This is a genomic window from Campylobacter concisus, assembly GCF_003048405.1.
Classification (GTDB): Bacteria; Campylobacterota; Campylobacteria; order Campylobacterales; family Campylobacteraceae; genus Campylobacter_A; species Campylobacter_A concisus_Q.
Genome location: NZ_PIQS01000004.1, coordinates 79470 through 99104, shown reverse-complemented (window position 1 = coordinate 99104; position 19635 = coordinate 79470). Strand labels below are relative to the sequence as shown.

The window sequence follows — 19635 nt, the reverse complement described above, 5'->3', positions numbered from 1 at the left end:
AACTCCTAGAGCAGGGCGCTTGCCTTGCTCTTTTATAAATTTATCTTCATAAATTCTTAAAATTGATTCAAAATAAGCAGTTTAAATAGTTAAAATTTATATAATGCCAAACAAAAAAGGCAAAAAATGTATTTATTTTTTTTGATTACTCATTTAATTTGTGCCATTGTATTTATAGGATACGTATTTTTCGATGTTTGCATATATCCGTTTGCTAAAAAAACGGTTGATACTAAAACCCTTGAAATAGTTAAAAAAGCCTACACAAAAGGCAGCGCAAAGGTATTTGGCACGGCATTTTTATTGCTTTTAATAAGTGGTGCTTATATGGCAAAAGACTATTTTGGAGGCGAGCTTGGCTGGTGGCAAAGCAACTTTCAAAAGCTGCTACTTGTAAAAATTTTTGTTTTACTTATAATGTGCCTTGTAACTTTTATCTCTGTTTTTAATGTCGTTATTTTAAAAAAGCCTGATCCATTTGGTAAATTTTCACATTTAATAGCTCTAGTGCTTTGCCTAATAATGGTCATTTTAGCAAAAGTAATGTGGTGGGCTTAAAAATTTAGCTAGCAAATCTAAGCAAATCGCCAGCTAGAAGTTAAAAATTCTTTAATCAATACTCTTTAACTTATCTTTATTTAGCCCTTCTTCTATGCGTTTTATCTCTTCACTTCCGTCTCTTACGACGTTTTTGTCAAATTCCAAGTAGTCATTTATCTTTTTTGGATATTCAACGTGACTTAGGATAAATTTAAAGACATTTAGCCTAGCTTCTTTTTTGTTATCGCTTGAGACGATGACCCATGGTGAAATGCTATTGTGAGAGGCAAGAAGCATAGAATATTTAGCGATAGAGTACTGATCCCAAAGCTCTTGTGCTTTTTGATCAACGGGTGAAATTTTAAACTGCTTTAATGGATCATTTTGCCTCTCTTTGAAGCGTTTTTTCTGCTCATCTTTTGTGATTGATAGATAAATTTTAAAGAAAATTATGCCGGAGTTTATGATCATCTCTTCAAATTTTGGCACTTCACGTAAAAATTCTTTATGCTCTTCTTGCGTGCAAAAGCCCATCACTGGCTCAACGCCAGCTCTATTGTACCAACTTCTATCAAAGATCACGATCTCTCCAGCACTTGGTAGATGAGTCACATATCTTTGAAAATACCACTGCGTTTTTTCGACATCACTTGGCTTAGCAAGCGCTACTATACGGCAACCTCTTGGATTTAGATGCTCGGTTAAGCGTTTTATCGTTCCGCCTTTACCGGCTGCGTCGCGCCCTTCCATTAGCATAAGTACTCTAAGGCCTTTTTCTTTTACGTAATTTTGAAATTTTAAAAGTTCAATTTGAAGCAGTCTAAGCTCTTCCTCGTAGCCAAGTTTCTCGCTTTTTTGGTGTTTTTTGTCTTTTGACATCTTTGCTCCTTTAAAATTTCACATATTTTCACGATTTTACAATAAAATAGAATAAATTTAAGAATTTAGACTAAAATCATCTTTTTTAATTTAGCAAGGATTAGTATGTTTTTAAAATTTCTTTTTTCGATTATTTTATTTGCAGGCTCGCTTTTTGCCGAGGTTTTAGATGTTAGCAAAGCCTTTGTTTTAACTCCAAGCGTTGATAGTCAAAATGTTGAAGTGAAGTTTAACTTTGGTGAAAATATCTATCTTTATAAAGAGAGTTTTGAGATTAAGCTAGCTGGCAAAAAGATAAATGAGCTATTAAATTTGCCAAGTAGTGAAAATACGGGAGAATATGAAATTTATCCAAAAGATTTTTCGATTTTTATTCCATTAAATTTAGTAAAAGAAAATCTTTCACATGGCAAAGCAATACTTGACATTAACTATCAAGGCTGTGCTAAAAACGGCATTTGCTACCGCCCGCAAAGCAGAATTTATGAGATAACTGACCAAGCTGGAAAATTTAGCATCGCCACTTTTAAAAAAGAGCAAAAAAACGATACCGACATTCTTGCTGAAGAATTTTCTAGCGAGCAAGATATCGCAAATAGGCTTGGAGATAAAAATTTCTTTATCTCGCTTCTTACTTTTTTTGGTTATGGTCTCTTGCTTTCACTAACACCTTGCGTCTTTCCGATGATACCGATACTTTCAAGCATAATCGTCTCAAAAGGTGCTAATTTAAATGCAAAAAAAGGCTTCTTATTATCATTCATTTATGTTGTCGCGATGAGCCTAGCTTACGCACTAGCTGGAGTGGCAGCTAGTCTACTTGGCTTTGGTATCGCAGGAGCTTTGCAAAATATCTATGTACTTGGCACTTTTGCGGTCATTTTTGTCATTCTAAGCTTTAGCATGTTTGGATTTTATGATATAAAATTGCCAGCAAAATTTGAAAATTTGATAAGTAAAAAATCGCAAAATAGTTCAGGCTATGTTGGAATTTTTATTATGGGCTTTGCCTCAGCTCTCATCGTATCACCTTGCGTAGCAGCACCATTAGCTGGTGCGCTTCTTTATATTGCCCAAAGTGGAAATGTCTTTTATGGTGGCATTATGCTTTTTGTCATGGGGCTTGGCATGGGCGTGCCACTACTTATTATCGGGCTAAGCTCTGGAAAGCTTTTGCCAAAACCTGGTAGTTGGATGGATGAAGTGAAAAAATTCTTTGGTTTTTTGATGCTCATCATGGCAGTTTGGATCCTTGCACGTGTGCTTGGAGAATTTTTTGAGCTATTAGGATATGGCATTATAGGCGTTTTTATGGCAGTTTATTTTGGGGCATTTGAAGTAGCAGAGCAAAGCTGGGCTAAGTTTAAAAAAGCGTTTTTTATCCTAGTTTTTATATATTCAGTTATGCTAATAGTTGGTTCATTCTTGGGCTCAAAGGAGGCTTTTTCTCCACTTTCTGGACTAAATTTGGCAAAAAGTGATAGTGTGTTAAAATTTAATTCCGTTAAAAATTTAGATGAACTAAATGAGATAATAAAAAACTCAAACAAGCCCGTTCTAGTAGATTTTTATGCTGATTGGTGTGTAAGCTGCAAAGAGATAGAAAAGAACACTTTTAAAGATAGTGATGTTATGGATGCTTTGGCAAATTTTGCACTTATTCGTATCGATGTAACAAATGGTGGATCACAAAATGATGAGATGCTAAGAAATTTTGGGCTTATTGATCCACCTGCGCTCTTACTATTTAATGGTGGCGATGAGCTAAAATTTCTTAGAACTATCGGCTTTATAGATGCTAAAAATTTTCTAGCAAAGCTTGAGAAAATTAAATAATCTTGTCCTTGCTGTTACAAAGATCATTTAAGATACACTCATGGCAAAGTGGCTTTTTGGCTTTACAGGTATAACGTCCAAAGAGCACCATGGCTTGATGAAGCTTACCAAGATCTGTTTTAAAGGCATGGCTAAGATCAGCTTCAGTGGCTTCTGGCGTTTTTGCATGGCTAAGATCAAGTCTGTGCGCCACTCTAAAAACGTGCGTATCAACAGCCATAACATTTGCATTTGTAGCCTCTAAAAGCACGACGTGAGCGGTCTTTTGCCCAACTCCAGCAAGCGCTTTTAGCTTCTCTTCATCAAGCGGGATTTCTCCATTATAAAGCTCAACCACGCTGTTTGCCATTTTGATTAAATTTACCGCCTTGTTATTAAAAAAGCTGCACGAGTTTATCATTAGTTTTAGACTTGCTAAATTTGCGCTAGCTAGCTCATAGACATCTTTATACGCTTCAAATAAAGCTGGAGTTATTAAATTTACTCTTTTATCAGTGCACTGGGCTGAGAGCATGACACAGACAAGTAGCTCATATAAATTCCTAAATTTAAGCTCACTTTTGGCGTCTTTAAACTCTTCTAGAAGTCTTATTTTTATCTCTAAAATATCTTTTTTTGTTCTCATTTTCGTATTTTACCTTATTTTCTTAAGTTAAATGAAAAGTTATCGCTTTATTTGATATAATCTTGCCCATAAAATCAATTTTTTAAAGGATTTATATGAAAAAATTTTTGTTTCCAGCAGTTTTAAGTTTAGCGGCAGCTGTTACTCTAAATGCAGCAGTAGTTGCAACAGTCGATGGTGACGCTATAAACGATAGCGATATTTCAGGACTTTTGTCAGCAGCTATGCCGGGTTTTGACGCTAGCAAGCTTCAGCCAAATGAGAAAAAACGCATTATCGACGATCTAATAAATAGAAAACTTCTTTTAAAAGATGCTAAATCAAGCGGTATCGAAAAAGATGTTGAGTATATCAAAGCTGTTAAGGCTGCACAAGAAGGCATCGCAGTTGAGCTTTATATGAGAAAACTATTTGATAGCTTAAAAGTAAGTGAAAATGAACTAAAAGACTTTTATAATAAAAACAAATCTAGCATGAATGAGCCAGCTCAAGCAAAAGCTAAACATATTTTAGTTGAAGATGAAAAAACAGCAAACGATATCATTGCTCAGCTTAAAAATTTAAAAGGCGAGGCTCTAACTAAGAAATTTGCAGAGCTAGCAAGCCAAAAATCAATCGATAAAGGTTCAGCAGCACATGGTGGCGAGCTTGGTTGGTTTGGTCAAAGCCAAATGGTAAAACCTTTTGCAGATGCTGCATTTTCAATGGCTAATGGCGCAGTTTCAACTAAACCAGTTAAAACTCAGTTTGGTTATCATGTAATCTTAAAAGAAGATGGCAAAGCTGCTGGTACTGTAAGCTTTGAGCAAGCAAAACCAGAGATCGAGCAAGCTGTAAAAATGGAGAAATTCCAAGCTGCTGTTAGACAAAAAAGTGAAGCTCTACGCCAAAAAGCAAAGATAGAATACAAATAAAATTTGGAGGATAAAATGGGCGTTTTAGATATCGTAAAACTTGGTGTTTTAAGCGGAGATGATGTAACAAAACTTTATGCTTATGCCAAAGAGCAAGGTTTTGCAATACCTGCTGTAAATGTCGTAGGCAGCGACTCGGTAAATGCTGTTTTAGAAGCGGCAAAGGTTGCTAACTCGCCTGTTATCGTTCAGTTTAGTAATGGCGGTGCAGGTTTTTACGCTGGTAAAGCCTGCGACAACGCAGCCGTTCTTGGCGCGATCGCTGGAGCAAAGCATGTTCATTTGCTTGCCCAGGCTTATGGCGTGCCAGTCATTTTGCACACAGACCACGCTGCTAGAAAGCTCTTACCTTGGATAGATGAGCTAGTAAAAGCAAGTCATGAGTATAAAAAAACTCACGGCGTGCCACTTTTTAGCTCTCACATGCTTGATCTTAGCGAAGAGAATATCAATGAAAATTTAAGCACATGCGAGAAATATCTAAAAGAGCTTAGCGAGCTTGGCATCAGCCTAGAAATCGAGCTAGGCGTCACTGGTGGCGAAGAAGACGGCGTGGATAACACAAGCGTTGATAATGCGCTTCTTTACACTCAGCCAGAAGACGTCGCACTTGCTTATGAAAGACTAAGCAAGATAAGTGATAAATTCAGCATCGCAGCTAGTTTTGGTAACGTCCACGGCGTTTATAAACCGGGTAATGTCGTGCTAAGACCAGAAATTCTTAAAAACTCACAAGCCTATGTCGCTAAAAAATTTAATACAAAAGATAGCAAACCTGTAAATTTTGTATTTCATGGCGGTAGCGGCAGTGAGCTAAAGGATATCAAAGATGCTGTAAGTTACGGTGTTATCAAGATGAATATCGACACTGATACGCAGTGGGCGTTTTGGGACGGAGTACGCGAGTATGAGGCCAAAAATAGAGCATACTTGCAAGGCCAGATCGGCAACCCAGAGGGTGAGGATAAGCCAAATAAAAAATACTACGACCCAAGGAAATGGCTAAGAAGCGGCGAGGAGAGCATGGTTAAGCGTCTTCAGACTGCTTTTAGCGACTTAAACTGCATAAATAGGAACTAATCCTATGCAAAATCAAAATGATTTTAGTGAGCTAAGTGTGCCAAAGGAGCACCAAGCTCACTCTTTCTTTGTCTTTTTTAAAGTTATCTTTATCCCTTTAGCTATCTACATCTTGGCGATACTAGCCTATCTTGGTGTTATAAATTTTCAGATGAAGCTTCACACCATCGTGATGATGGGCGTTATACTCTTTGTTGCCTTTATTTTTTCTCGTCATAGCGCTTTGGTAGCTTACTCAAATTTCTTAGCAAATGCCAAAGACTACAAGATAAGGCTAAAAGAATTTATCATCTCGCATCTCTTTGAAATTTCAAGCGTCAAAAAGGCAAACGCTAAATTTGAAGATTTTTTCGAGAACTACACAAGAAATTTTAGAAATGACAACCTAGCAAATATTGGCCAAGCAGTCTTTCCTATGCTTGGAATTTTGGGTACATTTATCAGTATCGCCATCTCTATGCCAGAGTTTAGCTCAAATACCACAGATGGTCTTGAAAAAGAGATCGCTATATTACTAAATGGTGTCGCTACGGCGTTTTATGTATCGATCTATGGTATTTTTTTAGCGCTTTGGTGGATGTTTTTTGAAAAGATAGGCGTTAGTAAATTTGAGAAATTTTACAGCGAGCAAAAAGAGCTTAGCCGTGAGTTTTTCTGGCAGGAAAATGAGCTAAATGCAAATTTTATGAAAGCCTCTGTTGGCTACTTCAAAGATGGTCATGACGCTTTTAAAATGGTGCTTGATGATAAATTTGTAAAAGAGCTAAGCGAACTGACAAATGAGAAATTTAACAGTCTAAAAGAGCTTTGCGAGGTTGAAAAAAATATCATCAATCAAAGCAAAGCTGAGCTTAGCACAAACCTTAAAATGCTAAATGAAGCTAGCCTAAAACAAGATGAATTTGTAAAAATCCACTCTGATATGCTAAAGGCAGTAAGCGCGTTTTCTAATGCCTTTAAAGATATGGAGGTTAAAATTTTAACCGAGCATGCAAAGCTTGGCGAAATTTTTAGTAGAAATTTAAACGCTACAAAAGAGAGCCAGATAAAATTTGAGCAGACTATAAAGAGTTTTGACAAGGTTTTAAGAGAATTTTCTCTCTCTTTGATGAAAGAGCAAAATGAAGCGCTAAAGGAATTTAGAGCCTCGCTCGTGGAGAGTGCTACGATATTTAAGGCGGCGTATGAGCAAGAGGGCAGGAGCTTGGAGCGCGAAAAAGAGCGTGAGAGCTTGATTGCTGAGCTTAAGAAGAATATAGATGAGATCGATAAAGAAGCAAATTCTGTAATAGAAAAAATCGAAAATCTAGTGCAATGAAAATAAACAAAAATAACGAAGATCAATCAAGCTTTTGGGTTTCGTACGCGGACTTGATGGCAGGTCTGCTCTTCGTTTTTATGCTACTTATCGGTGCTGTCGTCGTAAAATACGTCCTAACCCAAAACACCCTTGAAAATAAAGAGCAAGCTATCATCGCAGCTTTAGCAAATTTAAAAGACGCCCAGGGTAGAAATTTCACCCTTGAAGAGCTAAATGACGCACTAAAAAGTGAGCTTTCAAAGATAAGCGACGAAAACATAAATTTAAAAAAATTAAATGAAATTTTCGTCATCCAAATAGACGCCCTAAAAGAAAAGCTAGCCCAGCTCATAGAGGAAAATAAAGACGCAAATGCGAGCATAAAAGAGCTAAATGCTAGCATTTTTGATCTAAATCAAAAGATGATCGTGCTAAATGATGAAATTTCATCAAAAGATAGAGCGCTTAGCGACGCAAATGAAAGTAGCGAGAAAAATTTAGCCAAGATCGCCTTTTTGCTCGAGCAAGTGAGCAAAAAAGAGGCTAGATATGACGAGCTTTTAAGGGATCTAAATGTCACTCGTGACAGGGTCAAAAACCTAACTGGCATAAGGGTAAAAGTGATCTCAGCCTTAAAAGATAGGCTTGGAAATAGCATCGAGATCGACCCAAACTCAGGCGCACTAAAGCTTAGCTCCTCAGTGCTTTTTGATAAAGCAAGTGCGGTCTTAAAAGAAGAGGTCAAAGAGGAGCTAAAAGCCACGCTTAGTAAGTATTTTGACGTGCTTTTAAATGATAAAGAGATCGCCTCAAACATTGATCAGATAATAATTGAAGGTTTTACAGATAGTGATGGAAGCTACATTTATAACTTAGAGCTTTCACAAAAAAGAGCTTACGCGGTGATGGAGTTTATAAGCTCATTTAGTGATGACGCGCGCCTGAGAAAGTTACTCGTGGCAAGCGGACGAAGCTACAATGAGTTAGTTTTTAAGGACGGAGCCGAAGATAAAGACGCTTCAAGGCGCATCGAGATCAAATTTTCACTCTCAAATAAAGAGGCTATCAACGAGATAGAGAAATTTTTGGAGTTTAAGGGTGATTGAGCAGGTTGTTCTTAAGGGGCGAGAGTTTTGGCTTTTGAGAGATGATCTGCTAGGCGAGTTTAACGGCAATAAAGCAAGAAAGCTAGAGTATTTTTTAAAGGCTGATCTTGGTGGCACTCAGGCCATCGTATCTCACGGCTCAAGCCAGTCAAATGCTATGTATAGCCTAAGCCTTTTTGCTAGGCTAAAGGGGCTTAAATTTTACTATGTCGTCTCTCATCTTAGTTCAAATTTAGAGCAAAATCCAGTTGGAAATTTCAAATTTGCACTTGAAAATGGCATGGAAATTTTCGTAAAAGAAGAGCGTGAGAAATTTGCTAAAGAGCTTGCAAATAGTAAAAATGCACTCTTTATAAATGAAGGCGTGGCGCAGAATGAGGCTGAGCTTGGCTTTATCACGCAGGCGCGTGAGATAGATGAGTGGAGCAAAAAAAGTGGTATAAGGCCCGATATTTTCTTGCCCTCAGGCACAGGTACTAGCGCATGCTACCTAGCAAAGCATACCGATCTTAGGGTCTTTACAGCGCCATGCGTAGGGGATGGTGACTATCTAAAAAAGCAAATTTATGAGCTAGATAAAAATAGCAAGGTGCAAATTTTAAATCCGCCAAAGAAGTATCATTTTGGGAATTTATACCCAGAGCTTTATGAGATTTGGCTAGAGGTTTGCAAAAGTGGCGTGGAATTTGACCTAGTATACGACCCTGTTGGCTTTATCACGCTTTTTGCAAATTTAGATAAGCTTGGGGATCAAATTTTATACATTCACCAGGGTGGAATTTTAGGTAACATTACACAAAAGCAAAGATATGAGAGAAAATTAAAATTAAAGGAGCATGGATGAAATTTTTTCATAGCAGCGACGCTGATTTTGAGAGTAAATTTTTACAGCTTGTTAAACGAAGTGATAATGATATGAGCGCTGTAATGCCAGTGGTTGCTAGCATAATAGACGAGATAAGAAAAGATGGCGATAGTGCACTTTTTGCCCAGATAACAAAATTTGATAAATTTAGCGTCACAGGCAAAAACGACATAATAATCGACGTAAGAGAGATGGAAGCGGCCTACAACTCTCTAGATAACGCCCTAAGAGTGGCTTTAAATTTAGCTCACGATAGGATAAAAAGCTATCACGAGCGCACAAAGCCAAGCGACTGGACATATAAAGATGAACATGACATCTTGCTTGGCGCAAAATACACAGCGGTTGACCGCGCAGGCCTTTATATCCCAGGTGGCAAAGCGGCTTATCCTAGCTCGCTTCTTATGAATGCGATCCCAGCGATCGTAGCCGGTGTAAAAGAGATCGTTGTCTGCACCCCAGCACCAAATGGCAAGGTAAATACCTTGCTTCTTGCGGCAATGCACCTTTGTGGCATAAAGACAGCCTTTAAAGTAGGCGGCGCAAGTGCTATTGCGGCAATGGCCTATGGAACTGCAACAGTGCCAAAAGTTGATGTCATCACAGGACCTGGCAATATCTACGTAGCAACTGCCAAAAAGCTAGTTTATGGCGACGTAAATATTGATATGATCGCTGGTCCAAGCGAGATAGGCGTCATCGCTGATGATAGTGCCAATCCTCGCCACATAGCTATCGATATGCTCTCACAAGCCGAGCACGACGAGATCGCAAGTGCCTTTTTGATAACGCCAGTAGAAGCTTTCGCAAGGGCAGTACAAAGACACATCGAAGATGAGCTAAAGACACTAAAACGTGAGCCAATCGCAAGTGCAAGCATAAGAAATAAAGCTGCAATAATAGTGGCAAAAGATTTAAAAGAGTGTTTTGCTCTCATGAATGAGCTTGCTGTTGAGCACCTAGAGATCGCTACAAACGATGCTTTAAGTTATATCGATGATGTGACTCATGCGGGCGCTATATTTTTTGGACACTTTACGCCTGAAGCGATGGGAGATTATATCGCTGGACCAAATCACACATTGCCAACTGGTGGAAGTGCGAGATTTTACTCGCCGCTTGGAGTTGAAAATTTCATGAAGCGAAGTTCGATCATCTCAGTGAGTAGAAAAGGTATCATGCATCTTGGCAAATCATGCATGCAGCTAGCTGAAGCTGAGGGGCTAACCGCTCATAAAAAATCAGTCGCAGTGAGGCTAGAAGAGTAAAGAAAAATGGATTTTATAAAGATTTTGCAACTTTTTATAGAATTTATAGTAGAATCGATGGCGAATTATTAAAAAGGAGTTGTTATGAAGTTAGGAACTTATACTGCAAACCAGGCTTCAGGAAACTATTATTTAGATCAAGCAAAAAATAGCGAGAAGAAAGCGCTAAATGCTATCTCTGCAAACAGCGAGATCAAAGCTTCAGGTGCAAATTTACAAATCGCAGAGAGTTTGCTTTCACAAACAAATGTCTTGAACGAAGGTTTGGCAAATGCAAACGACATGATCGGTATGCTTCAAATCGCTGATTCAACGCTTTTAAATTTAAGTAAAAATACGGATAGAATAGGCGAGCTTTCAAGTAAGCTTACAAATCCTACTCTCTCAGCAAATGAACAAAAAGGCATAAAGGGCGAAATCAACGCACTAAGAAATGCTATGAATGATAGCGTAAAAGAGGCTAAATTTAACGGCAAAAACATATTTGATGCTGAGCTTGGATTTTTTACAGGCGAGAGTACAAAAAATATAAATTTGGGCACAAATGCTCTTTTAAATGTCAAAGATGACGGCTCAAATACAGGTGAAATTTTAAAAAATATAAATTCACTTCGCTCAGAGATCGGATCAACACAAAATGCTGTATTTAGAGGTATAAATGCTCTAGCTGCAAGAAGTGTGGCGAATGCTAATAGTTTAGAAAATCTTGATAGTAGCGACATCGCAAAGAGTTTGGAAGAAAATTTACAAGCAAATTTAAAACTTCATGCTGCGAGCTTAGCTAAAGCTCATGATACTACGAGCTTGGCTGCAAAACTAGATAAACTTCTAGGCGAATAAATTTTTACCGGTCTTGTGTCGGTAAATTCTTTTTATCTAACTTTATTCTTTAAGAAATACTAAGTTCTTTGTATTTTTATTTTGGTCTAATGGCTAAATGAGGGCTGAATCCAGCCTTTCAATAATAAAATCAATGTAGATTGTTAGTGAATTTGTTACTAAAAAATTTTTAAATTTTATAAAGCTAAAGAGAAAGTCTTAAGGAAAATATCCAAAAGAAAAGGGCTTTTTAGCCCTCAATGTAGTTTTTAAGTTTTCTACCAACTTTTGGGTGTTTTAGTTTTTTGATAGCTGAGCTTTCTATCTGGCGGACGCGCTCACGAGTGACATTTAGGGCCTTGCCGATCTCTTCAAGTGTGCGGTCACTCTCATCCTCAAGCAAGCCAAATCTCATTGAAATTACAGCCTTTTCACGCTCATTTAGCTGCGAAAGCACATCATCTATCTGCTCTCTAAGGTCGCTTTTTAAAATTTGCTCTATCGGTGAAAGTGAGCTTTTATCCTCAACAAAATCTCCAAATTTACCGTCTTCTTCGTTTGCGATCGGAGCTTCAAGACTGATAGGCTCTTTTGTTATTTTGATAACTTGTTTTACCTTATCAACGCTTAGCCCAACTTCTTTTGCGATAACGCTTACATCAGGCTCTTTTCCCTCTTCTTGGAGGTATTTGCGGTTGATTTTGTTGATACGATTGATCGTTTCTATCATGTGGATAGGTATCCTAATCGTCCTTGCCTGATCGGCGATCGCACGCGAAATAGCTTGGCGGATCCACCATGTGGCGTAGGTTGAAAATTTATAACCTTTTCTATATTCAAATTTATCAACCGCTTTCATAAGGCCGATGTTGCCCTCTTGGATGAGATCCAAAAATGGCAAGCCCCTATTTGTATAGCGTTTTGCGATACTTACAACTAGACGGAGGTTCGATTTAGCCATTCTGGCTTTTGCCTCGTCAGAAATTTTCTTTCCACGTTTGATCTGCTCTAAAATTTCTTTTAGCCTTGTTGGCTCAAGATCAAAGCCTTGCTTACTCGCCTCTTTTGTAGTAAATAGCTTTTTGATCTCGACATAAGTTGAGACCATTGTAGCTTCTGGCACGCGAGCCGAGATTTCTTCCTTACTAAGCTTGATGATATCTTTTAGTATGCTTTTGTGATTTTTCTTAAGCTCGTCACTAAACATTGGTAAGCGATACTCTAAGCGTTTTAGCTCTCTGTCAAATTCGTCGTCGCTTTTTAATGCTGTTTCCATTGATTTTACGATCTCGCTAATTAACTTGCTTGTTGGGCCAAGATCCATTAGCTTCTCTTTTAAAATTTTCTTTTTAAATGCAAGAGTCATCTTTGAAGCCGTGTCATCGCTTTCTACTTTATCTTGTTTATTTGCAGTCTTTAGCCACTCTTTTTTTGCCTTTTCGAGGGCCTTGAAACTCTCTATAACTTTTTCAGCACGTTTATCATTTTTGGCTGATTTTTTAGGAGCTTCGTTCTCTTCATTCTCTTCATCTTCCTCGTCTATATCGTCTTCACTATCTTCATTTTCTTCGTTTTCACTCTCGTCTTCAAAGCTCTTAAAAAGCTCTTTTACACGGCGTTCTCTGTTGATAAGCGGCTCTTTATAATCAAGTATGAAGTCAATCAAAAATGGCACCGAACAAAATGCGTCGATAATTATATCTTCGCCAAGCTCGATCCTTTTGCTAATCTCTACCTCTTCATCTTTTGTAAGAAGCGCGATCTGCCCCATTTCTCTTAGATACATCCTGACAGGACTATCTGACCTTGACCACTCTAAAAGGTCACTTTCACCTGAAAGATCGAGATCCTCGTCGATATCTTGATCACTTTTTTGAGCATTTTCTTGGCGTTTTTTAGCATCGGCTAAATTTCTAAGCTTTGCGGCCTCAGCAGATGTGATGAGCTGGACTTTATTCGTTTTTGCTAGTTGTTCTATCTTTTTTACTATCGTAGCAGTCGGAGCTTTGTCTAATAATTTTACTAATTTTTCGTATGTCAAAAAGCCTTTTGCATTTTCAGCGAAAAGCTCTTCTATCTGAGAAAAAGAGTCTTTTGCGGCGCTCATAAATTTCCTTTCGAATCGTCTAATTGTGATTTAAGTGTTGGTTAAAAGAAAATGGATTATACCCAAAATTTTTTAAATATGTATAAAAAACAAAGTTGGAACGATGATTGCTTAGTAATTCTAAACAATCAAATTTTGACTAGGAAATTGTATGCAAAATGGTTATTATCAAGCCACTGCTGGCATGGTAACGCAGTTTAACAGACTAAATGTGATCTCAAATAACCTTGCAAATGTAAATACGATCGGCTACAAGCGAAACGATGTGGTCATCGGTGACTTTGCAAGAATTTTTAAAGAGACGCAAGATGAGCTTCCGCTTAAAAATCATACAAAAGATGGGGCTAAATTTTTAAATAGAACTCTTAACCGTGTGCCACAAGTGAGCGAAGAATACACTGACTTTAGTGCTGGTGGTTTTAAATACAGCTCAAATACGCTTGATTTTGCGATAAAAAGAGACGACGCATTTTTCTTAGTTGATACCCCAAATGGTGTAAAACTTAGCAAAAACGGTTCTTTTAGCCTTGATGGTGATGGTTATATCGTCACAAAGGAGGGCTATAAGGTTTTACCAAGTGGCTATGAGGCACAAAATCCTGGACAAAGAGGCATTCAAGTACCACAAGGCGAGGTACTAACTGCTGATAAAAATGGAAATTTATACTCAAATAATAATCAATTTTCTAAATTTTACATCGCTCAGCCAAGAGAGATAAGAGATCTTAAAAAGGTCGGCGACAACCTCTTTGAAACTAGAAATTTTGACGACATAAATGAGCTTGATGAAGCTGATAGCGTGATGCAAGGATATGCTCAGATGTCAAACGTAAACCCAGTTTTAGAAATGGTGGGTCTAATAGAAACCCAGCGCTTGGTTGATATGTATCAAAAAGTTATGACAAGTCACATGAGTGATCTTAACCAGGATGCTGTTCAAAAACTAGCCCTAAAAGCTTAATAAAAGGATAAAACTATGATGAGATCACTTTACACTGCGGCCACTGGCATGATAGCCCAGCAGACGCAGATAGATGTAACCTCACACAACATTGCAAACGTAAATACTTATGGATACAAGAAAAATAGGGCTGAATTTGCTGATTTGATGTATCAAGTCATGGAGTACGCAGGTACGGCTACAAGCCAGACTACCACAAGCCCAACTGGTATCGAGGTGGGTCTTGGTGTGCGCCCAACGGCGATAAATAAAATTTTTTCTCAGGGCTATTTTAAAGAAACTAGCAATAACCTAGATATGGTAATAGCTGGCAACGGATTTTTTCAGATTCAGCTACCAGATGGTACCACTGCTTATACTAGAAATGGTGCTTTTAAGCTTGATGCAAACGGCACGATCGTAAATAGCGATGGCTATCAGCTGATCCCTCAGATCACAGTCCCTGCAAATGCGACGCAAATTTCTATCGGCACAGATGGCACCGTGTCAGTGCTCCAAGCAGGTGAGAGAGAGATGGCTCAGATAGGTCAGATCGAGTTAGCAAACTTTATAAACCCAGCTGGCCTTCACTCGATGGGCGACAACAACTATCTAGAAACAAGCGCTAGTGGTAACGTGGTGGTAGGTGTAGCAGGACTTGACGGACTTGGTACGATCAGACAAGGGTTTGTTGAGATGAGTAACGTTCAGCTAGTTGAAGAGATGACTGATCTTATCACTGGACAGCGTGCGTACGAGGCGAACTCAAAGGCGATAACCACGAGTGACTCGATGCTTGAAATAGTAAATGGGCTTAAAAGGTAGGTAGCATGGATGTGACTCTAACTATCGTTGGGCTGATATTGGTTGCTTTTACGCTTGAGGTATTTTATTTTTCAAATAATACTTCAAAAGAGAAGGACTCAATAAAGCAGACGCATTAATTTGGGCGAAATTAAAATTTGATACATCTCGCCTAAAATTTCTGCTCTTAAGAGCAAGAATAAAAGCATCTTTTGCTTAATTAAAAATTTTTAAGCATACTGCATGCTTCTTCCAAATCAAGCTCACAGGCTTTTTTGTAGTAAATTTTTGCTTTATTTTTTTATCTTGTGCCATGCCGGTATCCCCAGCTTCATAAATGAGAGCAAGAGTATAGCAAGCAAATGCATTTTTTAGTTCGCAAGCTTTATCGTAAAGCCTAAGCCCTTCTTCTTTCTCTTGTACTAGAGTGTCTTTTTGTAGATATATGTTTCCTAAAAAGAGACAACTATGTGGATTGCCTAGCTCACAGGCCTTGTTTGCCATAACTGCCATTTTATCGCGCTCATTTTTGTCAAGGTAGATATATATATATAAGATCGGTGCAGCTTTCTATTCTTTGCTTTTAAGCTAAATTTACCGCCGATTTGGATATTTTCATCCGCCTTTTTAAAAAATTTGCAAACCGTAAAATCAAAAGCGTAAAATCCCAAAGTGCCGAAATTTAACTCTTTTTAAATATATTTTTAGCTTTTTTGGTATTTTGAGTTAGTAAATTTTACAAGGAGAAATAATGAAAATAAATAAAATTTTATTTTTAATCGCCATATTTTTGGGCTTTGGCGCGGCAAACGCACAAGACAGCTTTCAGCATATCAGAAACGCTACCGCAAAGATAAACTACGCTGGAGTGAACTTTTTGCTTGACCCGTATCTTGCACCAAAGGGTAAATATCCTGGCTTTGAGGGGACGCTAAACTCACACCTTAGAAATCCTTTGATAGAACTTCCGATGGATGCAAAAGAGGTGTATAAGGGCGTCGATGCGATCATCGTTACGCATACGCATCCTGATCACTGGGATGAGGTCGCGGCTGAAATTTTACCTAAAGATATCGTTATCTTTGCTCAGCATAACGATGATGCGGCGCTAATCAAAAAGCAAGGCTTTAAAGACGTAAGAGTGCTAGACGAATCGGCTGAATTTAAAGGCGTGAAACTACATAAAGCAGGCGGCGCTCACGGCACAGCAGAGATGTATGAAAATAAACAGCTTGGTGCTATTTTGGGTGATGCGATGGGCGTAGTGTTTGAAGCAAAGGGGCACAAAACGCTTTACGTCATGGGCGATACGCTTTGGACTGCGGACGTAAATAAGGCTCTAAACAAATTTAATCCTAGCGTGGTCGTGATGAATACGGGCGACGCTCGCGTGCTAGCATTTCCTGACAACGGTATCATAATGGGCAAAGCCGACGTAGCTCACGCCGCAAAAGTGCTTAACGGTACGACTATCATCGCAGTGCATATGGATGCCGTAAATCACACGAGCGTAAGCCGTAAGGATCTTCATGAATTTGTTAAAAAAGAAGGCATAGAGAGCAAGATCACTATCCCAAATGATGGCGAAATCATCAAATTTTAATCTCAAATTTTACCTTACAAGGCTAGAATTTCTAGCCTTTATCCTAAAATTTTAAATTTTAGCTATTATTGCGCCTTTTATTAAGGAAAAAATTTGCATTTTAGTTATGTTTTTAAGCTTAGCGTTCCTATCTTTATGGGCTATTTTCCGCTTGGTGTCGCCTTTGGCATTTTGGCTAAAAGCATGGGCGTTAGCGCATTTATCGCTGTGGCACTTAGCACGCTAGCGTACGGCGGCGCGGCACAGTTTATGATGCTCTCGCTTTTTAGCGCTGGCACGAGCTATGTTGAGGTTTCTATCGTGAGCTATCTAGTAAATTTACGCCATACTTTTTATGGAATTTCACTTTTAAAAGAGTATAGCGGTATCAAATTTAAGCTCTTAAACATCGCTTTGCTAACCGATGAGACCTTTGCCATATTTAAAAATTTAAAGCTAAAAGAGGCGAGTGATCGAAGCTTTGTCTTTACATGGCTAAATCTACTTTCGTGGTCATACTGGGCGGCTGGGACGCTGCTCGGAGCACTTCTTGGAGATCTTATAAAGGCCGATACAAAAGGCCTTGAGTTTAGTTTGACCTCGCTTTTTATAGTAATCGTCATCGAGATGCTCAAAAATGACAAAAACTACCGCGTGCTCTTTGCAGCGGCCTTTTTTGGTGTGCTTGGAGTGAGCCTATTTCCAGCTAAATTTGTGCTTGTTGGCTCAATGGCGCTTTGTTTTGTATTTTTGCTTTTGTTTAAGGATAAAATTTGATAAGTGTAAACTCAAGCGAGATGGTACTTTTTGTGGCGGTGCTTTTAAGTGCTCTAGCTGCTTTTATAACGAGAGCGACGCCGTTTTATGCTCTTAAAAACCATAAGTCAAACCCTTATTTAGACTCCATTGAGAAGCACATGGGCATGATGATAATGGTCGTTTTGGTCTGTTACGGGCTAAAGGATACGAAATTTAGCGAGTTTCCATATGGCTTAAGCGAGATAGTAGCGGTTTTTACAGCTATTTTGATGCATTTAAAGTTTAAAAATACTCTTCTTAGCATAGTTATTTCAACCGGAATTTATATATTTTTGATAAGAATTTTTTAAATAGATATAAAATTTAGAAGTTAATAATTTTTTTAAATAAATGGCATTATAATGACTTTGTAAATTTTAATGCAAAGGAGCTAAAATGCGTTTAATCTTTAAGGCGGTGTTACTCATGATTTTAGGTGCTACTTTAGCGGTTGCAAAGCCAACCATTTACATCCTAGCTACTGGTGGAACGATAGCAGGAAGCGGCTCAGGTTCGCTTGATTCTAGCTATACTTCTGGAACTGTTACGGTCGATAAACTAATCGCAGCCGTGCCAGATATAAACAAGATCGCTACCATAAAAGGCGAGCAAATTTCAAATATCGGCTCACAAGATATGAACAACGAAGTTTGGCTAAAGCTTGCAAATAGAATCAACGAGCTTCTAAATAGCGGCAAAGCTGATGGTATCGTTGTTACTCACGGCACAGATACTATGGAAGAGACAGCTTACTTTCTAAATTTAGTTGTTAAAAGCGACAAGCCAGTTGTACTTGTAGGTGCGATGAGAAATAGTGGCTCACTAAGCGCAGACGGCCCACTAAATTTATTTAACGCTGTAAACGTAGCTATTAGCAAAGATAGCGTAGGTAAGGGCGTTATGGTTATTATGAATGATGAAATTCACGCTGCTAGAGAGGTAACCAAAACCAACACAACAGGCGTTGATACATTTAAATCACCAAACAGCGGTAAGATCGGCACAGTCTTTTATGGCAACGTAAAATACTATATGAATCCGATTAGAAAACACACAGCAAAATCAGCATTTGACCTAGAGGGCGTAAAAGAGCTTCCAAGAGTCGATATCATCTACTCTCACGCAAATGACAACCCTGACTTTGTAAATGTGGCTGTTAAAAACGGCGCAAAAGGCGTAATTAGCGCTGGTCTTGGCAACGGAAACCCTTACTTTAGCGTGCTAGAGGCACTTGGTGAAGCTTCAAAAGCTGGCGTAGTGGTAGTTCGTGACTCACGTGTGGGAAGCGGCGAAACGACTATGAACGGCGAAGTAGACGACGCAAAATACGGCTTTTTAACAAGCGATAATCTAAACGCGCAAAAAGCTAGAGTGCTTTTGATGCTTGCACTTACAAAAACAAGCGATAAAGCCAAAATTCAAGAGTATTTCTTAACTCACTAAAAAAGAGGCGGCTTAGTCCGCCTTTTAAATTTAAGCTATAAATTTGATCGCTGGATCTGATCTATAGCTTAAAATTTTATATTTGTTAGCTAAATTTCAAGGCTTTTTATGGACTTCTTGCTCTTTTTCGCCACGCTTGCTCCCATCTCGCTAATGCCAGGCATCAACATGACCTATGCGATGAGTATCGGTATGAGCTTTGGTTATAAGCACTCGCTTATTATGATGACCGGACAGCTTCTTTCGCTTGCTTTCGTGGCATTTTGCTGTATGCTTGGTGTGGGTGCGGTGCTTCATCATTTTGAGTACGCATTTAAGGCGCTAAACATCATCACAGGGCTTTATATGCTCTATCTTGGCGCGATGCTTCTTTTTGGCAAGGGCGAGCTTAGCGTAACAAACGTCTCAAATTTACCAAGCAAAAAGCAGATGTTTATAAACGGTCTCATCGTTTGCGTCACAAATCCAAAGGCATGGATATTTTTCTCGGCTTTACTGCCTACATTTTTGGACAAAGAAGATCCCTTTAGCCTTACTCGTATGTGCGTGATCGCGACAACGCTCGTTTTCATCGAGTTTTGTTCGCTAAATATCTACGCGCTTGGCGGAGCTATGCTAAAGAAATTTTTACAAACGCACCTAAGGCTACTTGAAATTTTCACCGCCCTCATCGTCTGCACGATCGGCGTACTTTTACTTTTTAGATAAATTTAGCCTCTTTTTATATAG

At 38.6% G+C, this 19635-nt stretch carries 20 protein-coding genes; 16 read left to right on the top strand and 4 right to left on the bottom strand.

Annotation, left to right across the window (positions count from 1 at the left end):
* Positions 1-126 precede the first annotated feature (126 nt).
* On the top strand, positions 127-558 hold the full coding sequence (locus CVT18_RS08295; RefSeq protein WP_103600624.1) for a trehalose-6-phosphate synthase: 432 nt from the start codon (positions 127-129) through the stop codon (positions 556-558).
* A 51-nt stretch (positions 559-609) separates the two neighbouring features.
* Here the strand turns inward: CVT18_RS08295 and ppk2 are convergent, their stop codons facing one another.
* Complete coding sequence (gene ppk2 / locus CVT18_RS08290) at positions 610-1419, bottom strand: polyphosphate kinase 2 (RefSeq protein WP_021091543.1); 810 nt, start codon at positions 1417-1419, stop codon at positions 610-612.
* A 105-nt stretch (positions 1420-1524) separates the two neighbouring features.
* On the opposite strand from ppk2, the gene dsbD reads away from it, so the two are divergent.
* Positions 1525-3255 (top strand): protein-disulfide reductase DsbD, encoded by a 1731-nt coding sequence (gene dsbD, locus CVT18_RS08285; protein ID WP_103628714.1) that lies wholly within the window; start codon positions 1525-1527, stop codon positions 3253-3255.
* Here dsbD and nth read toward each other — a convergent pair.
* Positions 3248-3880, bottom strand: coding sequence for an endonuclease III (gene nth / locus CVT18_RS08280; protein ID WP_103628713.1), 633 nt, complete (start codon positions 3878-3880; stop codon positions 3248-3250). The genes dsbD and nth overlap by 8 nt on opposite strands.
* A gap of 95 nt (positions 3881-3975) precedes the next feature.
* On the opposite strand from nth, the gene CVT18_RS08275 reads away from it, so the two are divergent.
* The 7 genes from CVT18_RS08275 (at position 3976) to CVT18_RS08245 (ending at position 11253) form a co-directional block, all read left to right on the top strand.
* Positions 3976-4794, top strand: a complete 819-nt coding sequence (locus tag CVT18_RS08275; protein ID WP_103628712.1) for a peptidylprolyl isomerase — start codon at positions 3976-3978, stop codon at positions 4792-4794.
* 15 nt (positions 4795-4809) lie between these two features.
* A complete protein-coding gene (fbaA, locus tag CVT18_RS08270; RefSeq protein WP_107824439.1) occupies positions 4810-5874 on the top strand; it encodes a class II fructose-bisphosphate aldolase in 1065 nt (354 codons plus the stop codon).
* A 4-nt stretch (positions 5875-5878) separates the two neighbouring features.
* On the top strand, positions 5879-7192 hold the full coding sequence (locus tag CVT18_RS08265) for a MotA/TolQ/ExbB proton channel family protein (RefSeq protein WP_103628710.1): 1314 nt from the start codon (positions 5879-5881) through the stop codon (positions 7190-7192).
* Positions 7189-8280 (top strand): OmpA family protein, encoded by a 1092-nt coding sequence (locus tag CVT18_RS08260; RefSeq protein WP_103628709.1) that lies wholly within the window; start codon positions 7189-7191, stop codon positions 8278-8280. The genes CVT18_RS08265 and CVT18_RS08260 overlap by 4 nt, the downstream gene beginning before the upstream one ends.
* Complete coding sequence (locus CVT18_RS08255) at positions 8273-9124, top strand: pyridoxal-phosphate dependent enzyme (RefSeq protein WP_103628708.1); 852 nt, start codon at positions 8273-8275, stop codon at positions 9122-9124. The genes CVT18_RS08260 and CVT18_RS08255 overlap by 8 nt, the downstream gene beginning before the upstream one ends.
* Positions 9121-10413, top strand: coding sequence for a histidinol dehydrogenase (gene hisD, locus CVT18_RS08250; protein WP_103628707.1), 1293 nt, complete (start codon positions 9121-9123; stop codon positions 10411-10413). Before CVT18_RS08255 ends, hisD begins: the two co-directional genes overlap by 4 nt.
* 84 nt (positions 10414-10497) lie before the next feature.
* Entirely contained in the window at positions 10498-11253 is a 756-nt protein-coding gene (locus CVT18_RS08245; RefSeq protein WP_180999678.1) for a flagellin, read from the top strand.
* A gap of 229 nt (positions 11254-11482) precedes the next feature.
* Here the strand turns inward: CVT18_RS08245 and rpoD are convergent, their stop codons facing one another.
* Entirely contained in the window at positions 11483-13339 is a 1857-nt protein-coding gene (gene rpoD / locus CVT18_RS08240) for an RNA polymerase sigma factor RpoD (protein ID WP_087583872.1), read from the bottom strand.
* A 151-nt stretch (positions 13340-13490) separates the two neighbouring features.
* Here rpoD and CVT18_RS08235 point away from each other — a divergent pair, with 151 nt between their 5' ends.
* Together CVT18_RS08235 and flgG are read left to right on the top strand one after the other, a co-directional pair.
* Entirely contained in the window at positions 13491-14300 is an 810-nt protein-coding gene (locus CVT18_RS08235) for a flagellar hook-basal body protein (RefSeq protein ID WP_103628706.1), read from the top strand.
* 15 nt (positions 14301-14315) lie between these two features.
* On the top strand, positions 14316-15104 hold the full coding sequence (gene flgG / locus CVT18_RS08230; RefSeq protein ID WP_021091447.1) for a flagellar basal-body rod protein FlgG: 789 nt from the start codon (positions 14316-14318) through the stop codon (positions 15102-15104).
* A 195-nt stretch (positions 15105-15299) separates the two neighbouring features.
* Here the strand turns inward: flgG and CVT18_RS08220 are convergent, their stop codons facing one another.
* Entirely contained in the window at positions 15300-15596 is a 297-nt protein-coding gene (locus tag CVT18_RS08220) for a tetratricopeptide repeat protein (protein WP_159071497.1), read from the bottom strand.
* 238 nt (positions 15597-15834) lie between these two features.
* Here CVT18_RS08220 and CVT18_RS08210 point away from each other — a divergent pair, with 238 nt between their 5' ends.
* The 5 genes from CVT18_RS08210 (at position 15835) to CVT18_RS08190 (ending at position 19614) form a co-directional block, all read left to right on the top strand.
* Entirely contained in the window at positions 15835-16686 is an 852-nt protein-coding gene (locus CVT18_RS08210) for an MBL fold metallo-hydrolase (RefSeq protein WP_103628703.1), read from the top strand.
* A gap of 93 nt (positions 16687-16779) precedes the next feature.
* Positions 16780-17442: an AzlC family ABC transporter permease gene (locus tag CVT18_RS08205; protein ID WP_103628702.1), complete on the top strand. Its 663-nt coding sequence runs from the start codon at positions 16780-16782 to the stop codon at positions 17440-17442.
* A complete protein-coding gene (locus CVT18_RS08200) occupies positions 17439-17774 on the top strand; it encodes a branched-chain amino acid transporter permease (protein ID WP_103628701.1) in 336 nt (111 codons plus the stop codon). The genes CVT18_RS08205 and CVT18_RS08200 overlap by 4 nt, the downstream gene beginning before the upstream one ends.
* 85 nt (positions 17775-17859) lie before the next feature.
* Positions 17860-18906, top strand: coding sequence for a type II asparaginase (locus CVT18_RS08195; protein ID WP_103628700.1), 1047 nt, complete (start codon positions 17860-17862; stop codon positions 18904-18906).
* A 108-nt stretch (positions 18907-19014) separates the two neighbouring features.
* On the top strand, positions 19015-19614 hold the full coding sequence (locus tag CVT18_RS08190) for a LysE family translocator (RefSeq protein ID WP_107824436.1): 600 nt from the start codon (positions 19015-19017) through the stop codon (positions 19612-19614).
* Positions 19615-19635: the final 21 nt, after the last annotated feature.